General features: G+C 74.4%; 10 protein-coding genes and 2 pseudogenes. 5 read left to right on the top strand and 7 right to left on the bottom strand.

Features of this window, described 5'->3' with window-relative positions; translation table 11 throughout:
• Positions 1–9 precede the first annotated feature (9 nt).
• The gene (locus tag ASD33_RS22550) at positions 10–1,236 is read right to left on the bottom strand and encodes an ROK family protein (RefSeq protein ID WP_056563430.1); all 1,227 of its coding nucleotides are present in this window, start codon (positions 1,234–1,236) and stop codon (positions 10–12) included.
• A gap of 137 nt (positions 1,237–1,373) precedes the next feature.
• Between ASD33_RS22550 and ASD33_RS22545 the strand changes: the two genes are divergently transcribed.
• Positions 1,374–2,615, top strand: a complete 1,242-nt coding sequence (locus tag ASD33_RS22545) for an MFS transporter (RefSeq protein ID WP_056563427.1) — start codon at positions 1,374–1,376, stop codon at positions 2,613–2,615.
• Positions 2,616–2,701: 86 nt separating this feature from the next.
• Positions 2,702–3,466: a maleylpyruvate isomerase family mycothiol-dependent enzyme gene (locus ASD33_RS22540; protein ID WP_056564520.1), complete on the top strand. Its 765-nt coding sequence runs from the start codon at positions 2,702–2,704 to the stop codon at positions 3,464–3,466.
• A gap of 93 nt (positions 3,467–3,559) precedes the next feature.
• Here ASD33_RS22540 and ASD33_RS22535 read toward each other — a convergent pair whose 3' ends face one another.
• The 3 genes from ASD33_RS22535 to ASD33_RS22525 form a co-directional block, all read right to left on the bottom strand.
• Positions 3,560–4,225: a response regulator transcription factor gene (locus ASD33_RS22535; RefSeq protein ID WP_056563424.1), complete on the bottom strand. Its 666-nt coding sequence runs from the start codon at positions 4,223–4,225 to the stop codon at positions 3,560–3,562.
• Positions 4,222–5,313 carry a sensor histidine kinase gene (locus ASD33_RS22530; RefSeq protein ID WP_079044991.1) on the bottom strand — a complete coding sequence of 364 codons (1,092 nt, stop codon included), beginning with the start codon at positions 5,311–5,313 and terminating at the stop codon, positions 4,222–4,224. The genes ASD33_RS22535 and ASD33_RS22530 overlap by 4 nt, the downstream gene beginning before the upstream one ends.
• Before the next feature lie 378 nt (positions 5,314–5,691).
• Complete coding sequence (locus ASD33_RS22525; protein ID WP_056563421.1) at positions 5,692–6,540, bottom strand: aldo/keto reductase; 849 nt, start codon at positions 6,538–6,540, stop codon at positions 5,692–5,694.
• A 217-nt stretch (positions 6,541–6,757) separates the two neighbouring features.
• Between ASD33_RS22525 and ASD33_RS22520 the strand changes: the two are divergent.
• Positions 6,758–7,711 (top strand): annotated as a pseudogene (locus tag ASD33_RS22520) (helix-turn-helix transcriptional regulator).
• Between the two features lie 28 nt (positions 7,712–7,739).
• Here ASD33_RS22520 and ASD33_RS36480 read toward each other — a convergent pair.
• Positions 7,740–7,885, bottom strand: a pseudogene (locus ASD33_RS36480) (glyoxalase/bleomycin resistance/dioxygenase family protein); the annotation flags it as partial.
• A gap of 11 nt (positions 7,886–7,896) precedes the next feature.
• Entirely contained in the window at positions 7,897–8,592 is a 696-nt protein-coding gene (locus tag ASD33_RS22515; protein ID WP_056563418.1) for a TetR/AcrR family transcriptional regulator, read from the bottom strand.
• Between the two features lie 199 nt (positions 8,593–8,791).
• On the opposite strand from ASD33_RS22515, the gene ASD33_RS22510 reads away from it, so the two are divergent.
• Positions 8,792–9,307: a nitroreductase family deazaflavin-dependent oxidoreductase gene (locus ASD33_RS22510; RefSeq protein ID WP_056563415.1), complete on the top strand. Its 516-nt coding sequence runs from the start codon at positions 8,792–8,794 to the stop codon at positions 9,305–9,307.
• 52 nt (positions 9,308–9,359) lie between these two features.
• Here ASD33_RS22510 and ASD33_RS22505 read toward each other — a convergent pair whose 3' ends face one another.
• Positions 9,360–11,081: a geranylgeranyl reductase family protein gene (locus ASD33_RS22505; RefSeq protein WP_079044952.1), complete on the bottom strand. Its 1,722-nt coding sequence runs from the start codon at positions 11,079–11,081 to the stop codon at positions 9,360–9,362.
• 164 nt (positions 11,082–11,245) lie between these two features.
• Here ASD33_RS22505 and ASD33_RS22500 point away from each other — a divergent pair, with 164 nt between their 5' ends.
• Positions 11,246–12,610 (top strand): dipeptidase, encoded by a 1,365-nt coding sequence (locus tag ASD33_RS22500; protein ID WP_056563411.1) that lies wholly within the window; start codon positions 11,246–11,248, stop codon positions 12,608–12,610.
• Positions 12,611–12,710: the final 100 nt, after the last annotated feature.

Here is a 12,710-nt window from a genome sequence, read left to right as displayed (position 1 = left end):
CCTCGCGGGTCAGACCGCCTCGCGGCTCAGCGCGGCCAGCGGGTCGTCCAGGACCGGCTGCCAGGCCAGCTCGGCGGCGCCCACGAGGCTGTTGTGGTCCAGGGTGCAGGGGAGGATCGGTACGCCGCCGCTGCGGCCCCACAGGCTGCGGTCGGCGACGACGGCGCGGAGGCGCTCGGGGTCGGCGTCGAGGAGTTCACGGTGCAGGCCGCCGAGGATGATCCGGTCCGGGTTGAGGATGTTCACCAGACCCGCGAGGCCGAGGCCCAGACGGTCGATCAGCTCCCCGACGGCGACCCGGACGCCCGGGTCGTCGGGGCTGGTGCGCAGCAGGTCGCGGGACTGCTGGAGCAGGGAGACCTCGGGGCCGGGGGTGCGGCCCGCGACCGTGAGGAAGGCGAGCGGGTCGGTCTCGACGTCGAGGCAGCCGCGGCTGCCGCAGTGGCAGGGGCGGCCCTCCGGGTTCACCGTGAGGTGGCCGACCTCCAGGGCGAGGCCCGCGCTGCCGGTGTGCAGGCGCCCGTCGAGGACGAGCGCGCCGCCGACGCCCCGGTGGCCGGTGGCCACGCACAGCAGGTCGCGGGCGCCGCGCCCGGCGCCGTGGCGGTGCTCGGCGAGGGCGGCGAGGTTCACGTCGTTGCCGGTGAAGGCGGGCCCTTCGATGCCGGCGGCCCGTACCCTCTCGGCGAAGATCTGCCGGACCTGCGCGCCGGCGGGCCAGGCGAGGTGCAGCGGGTTGAGGGCGGTGCCCTCGGGTTCGGCGACGGCGGAGGGGGCGGCGAGCCCGGCGCCCACGCACCGGCGGCCGCTCTCGCGGAGCAGCGCGGCACCGGCGTCGACGACGGCGCCGAGGACCTGCGCGGGGTCGGCGGAGACGGTGACGCAGCCGGGGGCGGTGGCCACGATGGTGCCGCCGAGGCCGACGAGGGCGGCGCGGAAGCCGTCGGCGTGGACCTGGGCGGCTAGGGCGACGGGGCCCTTCTCGTCGACGGCGAGGCGGTGCGAGGGCCGCCCCTGGGAGCCCGCGGCGGCGCCGGGGTTGGAGTCGACCCGGATGAGACCGAGGGCCTCCAGTTCGGCGGCGACCGCGCCGGCGGTGGCACGGGTGACGCCGAGTTCGGCGGTGAGGACGGCCCGCGTCGGGGCCCTGCCGGTGTGCACCAGTTCCAGCGCGGGGCCGAGCGCGTTGCGCCCCCTGTCCAGACGTGTCCGGGTCGTCGTCGCCTTGCCGTTCATGGGGGCGAGTCTCCCATGATCGGGCGGTACGGCGGTCCCGTACCCCTGGGCGCTCACGGTCGCGGGACACCTTCCGGCCACGCCCGGTGCGGCCCGCACGGTTGATTCCGGCCGCCGCCGCCCCCTATCCTGAGTTTGTGCCGCTACTAAACAAAGTACGGACGGCCGTAACGGGGGGCCCCGGCGGAGACACCGCCACCGACTCCCTGCCCCGCCTCCGCTCCGCCCTGACCCTCTTCTTCGCCCTCGACGGCTTCCTGTTCGCCGGCTGGGTGGTCCGGATCCCCGCCGTCAAGCAGCAGACCGGCGCCTCGGCCGGTGACCTCGGCCTCGCCCTCCTCGGGGTGTCGGCGGGCGCCGTGATCACCATGACGCTGACGGGCCGGCTGTGCCGACGGTACGGCGCCCACGCCGTCACCGTCGCGACCGCCGTCCTCCTGTCGCTCTCCGTCGCCCTGCCGGCGCTCACCCGCTCCCCGCTCGCCCTCGGCCTCGTGCTGCTCGTCTTCGGCGCCGCGTACGGCGGCATCAACGTCGCCATGAACAGTGCCGCCGTCGACCTGGTGACCGCGCTGCGGCGCCCGGTGATGCCGAGCTTCCACGCCGCCTTCAGCCTCGGCGGCATGCTGGGCGCGGGGCTCGGCGGGCTGCTCGCCGGGAGTCTGTCCCCCACCGCGCACCTGCTGGGCCTCACGGGCGTCGGCCTGGTCCTGACCGCCGCCGCCGGGCCCGTACTCCTGCGGCACCCCTCCCCCGCCCCGCCGCCGGAGTCGCTCACCCCGATGGCCACCCCCGGGGCCGGCGGCGGCGCGCGGCCGTCCAGGGCCGCGCGGCGCACCGTGGTCGTCTTCGGCGTGATCGCGCTCTGCACGGCGTACGGCGAAGGCGCACTCGCCGACTGGGGTGCGCTCCATCTCGAACAGGACCTCGGCGCGCACCCCGGTGTCGCCGCCGCCGGGTACTCCGTCTTCGCCCTGACGATGACCGCCGGGCGTCTCTCCGGCACCGCCCTGCTCGAACGCCTCGGCCAGACCCGCACCCTGGTCGCGGGCGGCGCGACGGCCGCCGCCGGGATGCTGCTCGGCGCGCTCGCGCCCACCGTCTGGGCCACTCTCCTCGGCTTCGCCGTGACCGGTCTCGGCCTCGCCAACATCTTCCCCGTCGCCGTCGCCCGCGCCGGCGCGGTGGCCGGCCCCGGCGGGGTGGCGACGGCGTCCACGTTGGGCTACGGAGGGATGCTGCTCGGCCCGCCCTCCATCGGCTTCCTCGCCGACCTGTTCTCCCTGCCCGTGGCGCTCACGACGGTCGCGGTGCTCGCCGCCGGAGCGGCGGCGATGGGCTACTGGGCACGGAACGCCGGAGAATCCAGGGCGGGTTGAGCCCTCGTCGCACCTGGCCGGAACGCCTTCGTCACGGCCTCCGGGCTGCGAGAATCGGCCTCATGGACGAGAACACCGGCGGAACCATGAAGATCACGGACCACATCGACGCACTGGACCGGGCCGGCCGGGCCCTGGCGGACGCGGCGGAGAAGGCCGGGCCCGAGGCGGCGGTGCCGACCTGCCCGGAGTGGCGGATCAGGGACCTCCTCCGCCACACGACGGCGGTGCACCGCTGGGCCACCACCCTGGTGGTCGAGCGGCACGCCTCGCCCCCGCCGTTCGGCGACGGGCCGGACCTCGACGGCGACGCGCTGCTCGCGTACTACCGCGAGGGCCACACGGCCCTCGTGGCGGCGCTCCGGGCGGCGCCCGAGACGCTGGAGTGCTGGACCTTCCTGCCCTCGCCCTCGCCGCTGGCGTTCTGGGCGCGGCGCCAGGCCCACGAGACCACCGTCCACCGCGCGGACGCCGAGTCGGCGCTCGCGGCGGGTGCCGGTCCGGTGGACCCATCCGTAGCCGCCGACGGCATCGACGAACTGCTGTGCGGGTTCCACGGCCGGGACCGCAGCCGGGTCCGTTCGCCCGAACCCCGGACCCTGCGGATGCGGACCACGGACACCGGCGACACCTGGACCGTACGGCTGTCTGCGGACGAGCCGCCCCGGACGGAGCGCGGCGACGCGGCGGCAGCGACGGGGAACGCTGCGGCGGACACGCCCGACGCCGAACTGAGCGGGCCCGCCGACCGGCTGTACCTGACGCTGTGGAACCGGCTGCCCGCCGACGCGGTGACGCTCACCGGCGACGAGGGGCTGGCCCGGCTGTGGCGGGAGAACTCCGGGATCTGACGGCGGGGCCGCCACGGGCCGACTCGATCCGCTGCCGGGACCGCCCCGCGCCGGCCCGGGCTCACCCCCTGGCCACCCGGGCCGCCTCAGCCCTCAGCCCAGCCAGCCGGGCCGTACGAGCCCCGACTCGTAGGCGAGGACGACGAGTTGGGCGCGGTCCCGGGCGCCGAGCTTCACCATGGCCCGGCTGACATGGGTCTTGGCGGTGAGCGGACTGACGACGAGCCGGCGCGCGATCTCCTCGTTCGACAGGCCGATCCCCACCAGGGCCATCACCTCCCGCTCCCGCTCGGTCAGCGCACCGAGCGCGGCACCCGCCCCCGGGGCCTTGGAGCGGGCCGCGAACTCCTCGATCAGCCTGCGGGTGACGCCCGGCGAGAGCAGGGCGTCACCGTGGACGACCGCGCGGACGGCCCGCAGCAGTTCCTCCGGCTCGGTGTCCTTGACGAGGAAGCCGGAGGCCCCGGCGCGGATCGCCTCGAAGACGTACTCGTCGAGTTCGAAGGTGGTCAGCATGACGACCCGGACCTCGCCCAGCTCCGGGTCCTCCGTGATGCGCCGGGTGGCCTCCAGTCCGTCGAGCCGGGGCATGCGGATGTCCATGAGGACGACGTCGGGGCGCAGGGACCGCACCCCCTCCACCGCCTCCGCGCCGTCGGCGGTCTCGCCCGCCACCTCGATGTCCGGCTGGGCGTCGAGCAGCGCGCGGAACCCCGCCCGTACCAGCGACTGGTCGTCGGCCAGCAGCACTCGGATCACGGGGTCTCCTCGGGGCGGAGCGGAAGTACGGCGTGGACGCGGAAGCCGCCGTCCGGGCGGGCGCCCGCCTCGATGGTGCCACCGAGGGCGGCGGCCCGCTCCCGCATTCCGGCGAGCCCGTTGCCGCTGCCGCCGGCCTCGGTCCCGGTGGCGGGGCCCTCGTCGTCGACCGTCAGATCCAGTCGGCCGGAGCCGTACGCGATGCTCACCCGGGCCGTACGGGAACCGGAGTGGCGCACCACGTTGGTGAGCGCCTCCTGCACGATCCGGAAGGCGGCGAGGTCGGCGCCGGGCGGCAGGGCCGTACGCGGGCCGCTCGTCGTCACGGCGACGGTGAGGCCGGTCGCGGCGGCCTGTTCGACGAGTTCGGGGAGCCGGTCGAGCCCGGGCGCCGGGGCGCGGGGGGCGTCGCCGGGGGTTCGGAGGGTGTCGAGGACCTGGCGCACCTCGCCGAGGGCCTCCTTGCTGGCCGCCTTGATCGTGGTCAGCGCGGCGCGGGCCTGTTCCGGGTCGGAGTCGAGGAGGGCCAGGCCGACGCCCGCCTGCACGTTGATCACGGAGATCGAGTGGGCGAGCACGTCGTGGAGTTCGCGGGCGATGCGGAGCCGCTCCTCGTCGGCGCGGCGCCGCTCGGCGGCGGCACGCTCGGCCCGCAGCTGCGCCCACTGCTCGCGCCGCACCCGTACGGTCTCGGAGGCGGCCAGTACGGCGACGGCGAACGCGGCCGCCGGAAGCTCCTGCCCCCAGGGGGCGGGGCCGTCACCCGCCGGGGGCAGCCACTGATAGAGCCAGTGCGAGAGCAGCAGATGACCGGCCCAGAGGAGGCCGAGGGCCCACGCGGCGGCGGTGCGGTGGCCGCGTACGACGGCCGCGAAGCAGGCGACGGCGATCAGGACGAAGACCGGGCCGTACGGGTATCCGGCGACGAGATAGCCGAGGGTGACGGCCGCGACGCCGAACACGACGGGCACCGGCCACCGGTAACGGAACAGCAGCGGCGCCGCCCCGAGCAGCAGCAGGACGCGCGCGAGCGCGTCGACCGCCTCCCGGTCGGGCTGGTTGCGTGCGGCGAACCCGGTCCCCGCCATGACGAGCACGGCGATGAGGACGGTGGAACGCCAGGGCAGACCATGACGGCCGGAACGGCGGAGCTCACGGCCGTCGGGCCAACGGGCCCGGAAAGGTTCCCGGCCGTCGGAGCGGCGGGGGTGATGGGGCTCCCGGCCGTCGGGGCGGCGGGGCTCACGGCCGTCGGGCCTGGACTCCGCGTCGGCGTGCTCGCGCCACCCGGTCTCCCGCCACCGTCCGCGTCGGCGCCCGCGCGCGAAGGGCCCGTCCTCGTGCCGGTGCCCGCGCCCGCCGGTCCGCTCCTGGTCCATGCCCGCCACGCTAGTCGCGGGGGTGGCCCGAGGACGTCAGCCCGACGGGGTGGTCGCGCGTACTTCCACCGGAGTAGACGGCACGGCTCAGCCGACGCGGCGCTGGGCGAGCCAGTCGACCATGGCGGGGTCGTGATGGTCGAAGAAGAGGGTGCCGCCGGTGTCGAGGGTGGCGATCGAGGCCATCTGCTCGTCGGTCAGTACGAAGTCGAAGACGTCGAAGTTCTCGGCCATGCGCTCGGCGCGGACGGACTTGGGGATGGCGACGACGCCGCGCTGCGTCAGCCAGCGCAGGACGACCTGGGCGACGGACTTGCCGTACTGCTCACTGATCCCGGCCAGGAGGGGGTTGGTGAACAGGTCGTTCTTGCCCTCGGCGAAGCCGCCCCAGGACTGGATCTGGACATCGCGCTCGCGCATGAGGTCCTGGTAGTCGGCGCGCTGGAAGAAGGGGTGGGTCTCGATCTGGTTGACCTGGGGGGTGATCTCGTTGTTGAGGATCAGGTCGATCAGCCGGTCGGGGTAGAAGTTGGCGACGCCGATCGCCCGGGTCAGGCCCTCGCGGTGGAGGGCTTCCATGGCGCGCCACTGGCCGTACACGTCGCCGAAGGGCTGGTGCATCAGGTACAGGTCGAGGTGGTCCAGGCCGAGCCTGGTCAGGAAGGCCTCGAAGGCGCGGCGGGTGGTGTCCTCGGCGGGGGCGTCCTGGACCCAGAGCTTGGTGGTGACGAAGAGCTCCTCGCGCGGGATGCCGCTCTTCCTGATCGCGCGGCCCACGGCCTCCTCATTGCCGTAGGCGGCGGCGGTGTCGAGAAGGCGGTAGCCGACGGCGAGGGCGTCGGTGACGGCCCGCTCGGTCTGCTCCGCCGGGATCTGGTAGACGCCGAATCCGAGGACCGGCATCCGGACGCCGTTGTTCAGGGTGACGTACTGCATCGTTCTTCCGTTCGACGAAGGGCGAGTCGGCTGGACCGGGGCGCCTCCGACACGCTCGCGCGTCGGAACCCGGGACGGCTCCGGAAGCACGGGGCGGCCGGGGCGCTCCTCCACCTTCGCGCCGATCGCCGCCGCGTGGCAGGTCGGATCGTTCGGGGGAGTGACAGGGCCCCCCACCGCGCCGCCGGCCGGGGCGGGGCGGTGTGACACTGAACCCATGGCACACGAGCCCACCACACCGGCAGGCGACGGCGGTGGCACGGAACTGGGCCTCTTCCTGCGGGCCCGCCGCACCGGGACCCGCCCCGAGCAGGTCGGCCTCACCGTCGGCCCCGGCCTGCGCCGTACCCCGGGCCTGCGGCGCGAGGAGCTCGCCACGCTGGCGGGCATCAGCATCGACTACTACGTGCGCTTGGAGCGCGGCAAGGAGACCCGGCCCAGCCCGGCCGTCCTCGACTCACTCGCCCGCGCGCTCCGCCTCGACGACCAGGAGCACCAGCACCTGCGCGAACTCGCCGTCCACGCCGCCCGGTACGCCGAGCCGCCGCCCGCACCCGGCCGCACCGTGCACCCCCACCTGAAGGTGCTCATGGAGACGATGCGCCCGTGCCCCGCGTACGTCGTCAGCCGCAGCATGGACTTCCTCGCGTCCAACCCCGGGGGTCTCGCCCTGTAGGCGGGTCTGGCCGACTGGCCGGTCAAGCAGCGCAACCTCGCGCGCTATCTCTTCCTCCACCCCGCCTCGCGCGAGCTGTTCCCCGACTGGGACCGCCAGGTCCAGGCCTGTGTCGTCCGCCTGCGCGCCACGGCAGGCACCGCGCCCGACGCCCCCGACCTGGTCGGTCTCGTCGGCGAACTCCTCCTCAAGAGCCCCGAGTTCGCCGGGCTCTGGGAGCGTTACGAGGTCACCGGCGCCAAGCCCGCCCGCAAGACCTTCCACCATCCCCAGGTCGGCACCATGAACCTCACCGGCCAGTCCATGTTCCTCGACGGCACCCCCGGCCAACGCCTCGGCGTCTACACCGCCGAACCCGGCACCCCCGACCACGACGCCTTGGTCCTTCTCGACATGACGACGCCCCCGCCTGCTCCGTCCGCCCTGTCCGCCCCGACCGCGCGGGACGGCCGGGAGGCGCCGGACGGGCAGGACGGGCGGCGCCGGAACCCATGACCGGCCGACGGACGCTGCGGCACCCGGTCTACGACCCGGAGCAGCACGCGTCCGGAGCGTCCGTGGCCTTGGCGAGGGTGTCGGCGTCGGCCTTGACGACATACACCTCCCAGGGCTCGTTGCCCGGGGGACGTGCACCCAGACCTTGTCCTGGAGGGCGTTACAGCAGGTGGTTCCGGTGTCCGTCAGCCGCGGGGCAGGAGGCCCACGTCCTGGCCGAGGCGGCGGGCGGCCGTGGCGAAGAAGGTGTCGCGGTCCTCGACGACCCGGTGGAACTGGCCGAAGACCTCGAAGGAGATCAGGCCGAAGAGCTGCGACCAGGCCGCCACCAGGCCGACGGCGAGCGCCGGGGGCAGGTCGGGGGCGATGTCGGCGGCGAGCCGGGCGGCCTCGGGGCGGAGGGTCTCCGGGAGCGCGGGAAGGGCGACGCCCTCGCCGGTGTGGGCGCGGCGGGCGATGTCGATGAGGACGAGACCGACGCGGGCGGCGGGGGCGATGGTGTCCTGGGGGGCCGTGTAGCCGGGGACGGGGGAACCGTAGATCAGGGCGTACTCGTGCGGGTGGGCGACGGCCCAGGCGCGGACGGCCCGGCAGACGGCGGTCCAGGACTCCAGGGGGCGCTGGTCGGCGGTCTCGGCGGCGGCCCGTTCGGCGGCGGCGCCGACGGCGTCGTAGGCGTCGACGATGAGGGCGGTGAGCAGGTCGTCGCGGCTCGGGAAGTAGCGGTAGAGCGCCGAGGACACCATGCCGAGCTCGCGGGCGACGGCACGCAGGGAGAGCTTCGCGGCGCCCTCGGCGGCGAGCTGGGTGCGGGCCTCGTCCTTGATGGCGGCGGTGATCTCGATGCGGGCGCGGGCGCGGGCTCCTCGAACGGTCGTCATGGAGAGCAGTGTGCCACTTTCGGAGCACCGATACGAAATGAGAGCGGCGCTCTTGATTGTGAGCGGCGATGCGTGCACACTGATCTCAAGCGAGAGCAGTGCTCACACTTTGCTTCCGCCGCCACCCCGGCGCCCCGCCACCCCGCCACCCCGGCGCCCCGGCGCCCCGGCGCCGCACCACTTCCACAGGAGGAAGACCATGTCCGCTCGCCCCGCCGACTCCACCCCCTCCGGCTCCGACTCGACGCCCGCCGCGCACGTCATGAAGCCCGGCTGGTTCACGGTGAACGTGTTCAACCGCGCGGTCGCCTGGGCGACCCGGCGCGGCTTCAGCGTCTGGGGGTCCCGCGTCCTCGCCGTCCGGGGCCGCAAGAGCGGCGAATGGCGCCGTACCCCGGTCAACCTCCTCACGGTGGACGGCGTCCGCTACCTCGTGGCGCCCCGCGGGCACGTCCAGTGGACCCACAACATGCGGGCCGCGGGCGGCGGGCAGCTGATCCTCGGCAAGCACGTGCAGGACTTCACCGCCGTCGAGGTGTCCGACGACGACAAGCCCGCGCTGCTCCGCGCCTACCTCAAGCGCTGGAAGGCCGAGGTCGGCGCCTTCTTCGGCGGCGTCGGCGCCGACTCCTCCGACGCGGAGCTGCGGGCCATAGCCCCCAAGCACCCCGTCTTCCGCGTCACGCCGACGGGCCCCGCCACTCCGGCGGCATGAGCCGACCGGAGCGGCGGAGCCCGTCCGCCGTATTCAACGCGTCCCCGGAACCTCAGACGGCCTCGGGAGCCTCCGGAGCCTCACGGCCCTCCTGGCCACCCCGGGGCTCCTTCGCGGCCGTGCCCGCGCCGGCAGAAGTGCCCGTGCCGACGCCGGCGCTCGCGTCCACGCCGTCGCCCTCTCCCCCGCTCTCGCCGACTCCCGCGCTCGCGCCCTCCGGCGCCGACCGCTCCCGCCGGCCGACTCCCCGGCCCACCGGGCCGACTCCGGTCGAGGTGTCCATGCGCTTGTCGAGGAGCTCCAGGGCACGGCGGGCCATGCCGTTCGAGCGGACCATGCCGCCGAGGGTCGCCGAGCCGCGGGTGATGTCCGCGAAGGCGTTCCAGGCCGGCCGCAGTCCCGTTATCGTCGCGTGCAGCAGCCCCGGGCGCCGTTCGAAGACGGTGAGCATCCGTCGGCCGACCGCCATCTCGACGCCGAGCCCGGCCTTGATGGCGAAGGCGTAGTTCAGGGCCTGGCGCCGGGCGTCGACCGCGTCGTTGGCCTCGGCGACGCGTACCGCCCACTCGCCGGCGAGCCGGCCCGAGCGGAGCGCGTACGAGATGCCCTCACGCGTCCACGGCTCCAGGAGACCGGCCGCGTCGCCGCAGACGAGGACCCGGCCGCGGGAGAGCGGCGAGTCGTCGGTGCGGCAGCGCGTCAGATGCCCGGAGGAGACGGTGGGCTCGAAGCCGGACAGGCCGAGCCGGGCGACGAAGTCCTCCATGTACCGCTTGGTAGCGGCGCCTTCGCCGCGCGCCGAGATGACGCCGACGGTGAGCGTGTCGCCCTTCGGGAAGACCCAGCCGTAGCTGCCGGGCATCGGGCCCCAGTCGATGAGGACGCGGCCCTTCCAGTCCTCGGCCACGGACGGCGGGACGGGAATCTCCGCTTCGAGGCCCAGGTCGACCTGACCGAGCTTCACCCCCACGTGAGCGCCTATCCGGCTGGCACTGCCGTCGGCACCGACGACCGCGCGCGCGAGCACGGTCTCGCCGTCGGCGAGGACCACGGCGACGGTGCGCCGGTCCGGCACCGCCGGGCCGTGCTGTTCCACCCGGCTCACCGTGGCGCCGGTGCGCAGCTCGGCACCGGCCTTCTGCGCGTGCTCGACGAGCTGGGCGTCGAACTCGGGCCGGTTGATGAGCCCGAAGAGCATCTTGCGCGAGCGCCGGGTGCGGGCGAAGCGGCCGTCCAGGGAGAAGGTGACGGCGTGCACCCGGTCCTGGAGCGGCAGTTCGAAACCGGGCGGCAGGGAGTCGCGGGAGGGGCCGATGATGCCGCCGCCGCAGGTCTTGTACCGGGGCAGCTCCGACTTCTCCAGGATCAGCACCCGACGCCCGGCCACGGCCGCCGCGTAGGCCGCGGAGGCACCGGCGGGCCCGGCACCGACGACCACGACGTCCCAGACCTCGGCCGGCTCGGCCGGGTCGGTCACATCGGTGGCATCGGTCACGTCCGTCACGTCCGTCACGTCGGAAGCGTCGGCCACGTCGGACGCGTCGGCCGCCACGCGGGGCTCGGACGCCGCGCTCGCCCCGGACCTCGCGCCCGGCTCCTCCGACACATCGTCACCCGGGCCGTGCTTCCCGCCCCCGGCCTTCTCCGTGACCCCGTCCGGCATCCCGTCCTTCGCCGGTTCCGTCGCCGCTGCCTCCACACCGATGCCCTCAGGAGTCGCGCCTTCGGGCGCGGTGTTCTCCGGACCGGCGTTCTCTGCGTGCTCGCTGCTCACGATGTGCTTCTGCTCCTGATCCGACCGGTGGTCTGCTCCTGACGCATCCTACGGCGCGGTAGCCGGGCACCCGCGCCGTAGGATCGGCGGTGCGTTCGCCGTACCACGACATACGCCGATCGCCGTCCTTACGTCGTAACGTCGCACCCACCAGGAGCGTGCCCATGACCTCGAATCCGATCGCCGAGACCGTCCGGTCCCTGATGCCCCGGGCCAAGGCCGAGCTCACGGAGCTGGTGGCCTTCGAGTCGGTGGCGGACGAGGCCGTGGCGCCCCGCAGCGAGTGCGAGGGCGCCGCGAACTGGGTCGCGGACGCCCTGCGCGCCGAGGACTTCCAGGACGTGGCGCTGCTCGACACCCCTGACGGGTCGCAGGCGGTCTACGGCATCCTGCCCGGCCCGGCCGGCGCGCCGACGGTCCTCCTCTACGCGCACTACGACGTGCAGCCGAAGCTGGACGAGTCCGCCTGGCACACCCCGCCGTTCGAGCTGACCGAGCGCAACGGACGCTGGTACGGGCGTGGCGCCGCCGACTGCAAGGGCGGTGTCGTCATGCACCTGCTCGCGCTGCGCGCCCTGAAGGCGAACGGCGGCGTCCCGGTGACGGTCAAGGTGATCGTCGAGGGTTCCGAGGAGCAGGGCACCGGCGGTCTGGAGCGGTACGCCGAGCAGCACCCCGAACTCCTCGTCTCGGACGCCATCGTGATCGGCGACGCGGGCAACTTCCGGGTGGGGCTGCCGACGGTGACCGCGACCCTGCGCGGCATGACGATGATCCGGGTGGGCATCGAGACGCTGGAGGGCAATCTGCACTCGGGTCAGTTCGGCGGCGCCGCGCCGGACGCGCTGGCCGCGCTGATCCGCGTACTGGACTCGCTGCGCGGCCCCGACGGTTCCACCGTCATCGACGGGCTGCCCGGCGACAAGGCGTGGGAGGGCCTGCAGTACCCGGAGGAGGACTTCCGCCAGGACGCGAAGGTGCTCGCGGGCGTCGACCTGCCGGGCTCCGGCACGGTCGCGGACCGGATCTGGGCCCGCCCCGCCGTCACCGTGATCGGCATCGACTGCCACCCGGTGGCCGGCGCGACCCCGTCGATCCCCTCCTCGGCGCGCGCCCAGATCAGCCTGCGGGTGCCGCCCGGCCAGGACGCCGCCGAGGCGACGAAGCTGCTGTTCGCGCACATCGAGAAGCACACGCCGTGGAACGCGCGCGTGTCGCTGGAGCAGGTCGGCCAGGGGCAGGCGTTCCAGGCGGACACGTCGAGCCCCGCGTACGCGTCGATGGCGGACGCGATGCGGATCGCGTACCCCGGCCAGGAGATGCAGACGGCGGGCATGGGCGGCTCGATCCCGCTGTGCAACACGCTGGCGTCGCTGTACCCGGAGTCGGAGATCCTGCTGATCGGCCTGAGCGAGCCGGAGGCGCAGATCCACGCCCCGAACGAGTCGGTCTCGCCGGAGGAGCTGGAGCGGCTCTCGGTCGCCGAGGCGCACTTCCTCGTCAACTACGCCCGCTCGAAGCAGGGCTGACGGCCGACGGTTCGCCGCGGGACCCGGTCGGGTTCCGCGTTCGGCGAAGCTCGCCGAGAGCGTAGAAGCATACGGCGGACCTGCGCGGATGCGTAGGTTC

The organism is Streptomyces sp. Root1304, from assembly GCF_001426405.1.
In the GTDB taxonomy this organism is placed as follows: Bacteria; Actinomycetota; Actinomycetes; order Streptomycetales; family Streptomycetaceae; genus Streptomyces.
This window is presented reverse-complemented; position numbering and strand designations above follow the sequence as displayed.

Coding starts and splice junctions, on each gene's coding strand:
- ASD33_RS22550 (WP_056563430.1), bottom strand. CDS start 1,236: ATGAACGGCAAGGCGACGACGACCCGGACACGTCTGGACAGGGGGCGC.
- ASD33_RS22540 (WP_056564520.1), top strand. CDS start 2,702: ATGAAGATCACGGACCACATCGACGCACTGGACCGGGCCGGCCGGGCC.
- ASD33_RS22530 (WP_079044991.1), bottom strand. CDS start 5,313: ATGGCGGGGACCGGGTTCGCCGCACGCAACCAGCCCGACCGGGAGGCG.
- ASD33_RS22525 (WP_056563421.1), bottom strand. CDS start 6,540: ATGCAGTACGTCACCCTGAACAACGGCGTCCGGATGCCGGTCCTCGGA.
- ASD33_RS22515 (WP_056563418.1), bottom strand. CDS start 8,592: ATGACGACCGTTCGAGGAGCCCGCGCCCGCGCCCGCATCGAGATCACC.
- ASD33_RS22510 (WP_056563415.1), top strand. CDS start 8,792: ATGTCCGCTCGCCCCGCCGACTCCACCCCCTCCGGCTCCGACTCGACG.
- ASD33_RS22500 (WP_056563411.1), top strand. CDS start 11,246: ATGACCTCGAATCCGATCGCCGAGACCGTCCGGTCCCTGATGCCCCGG.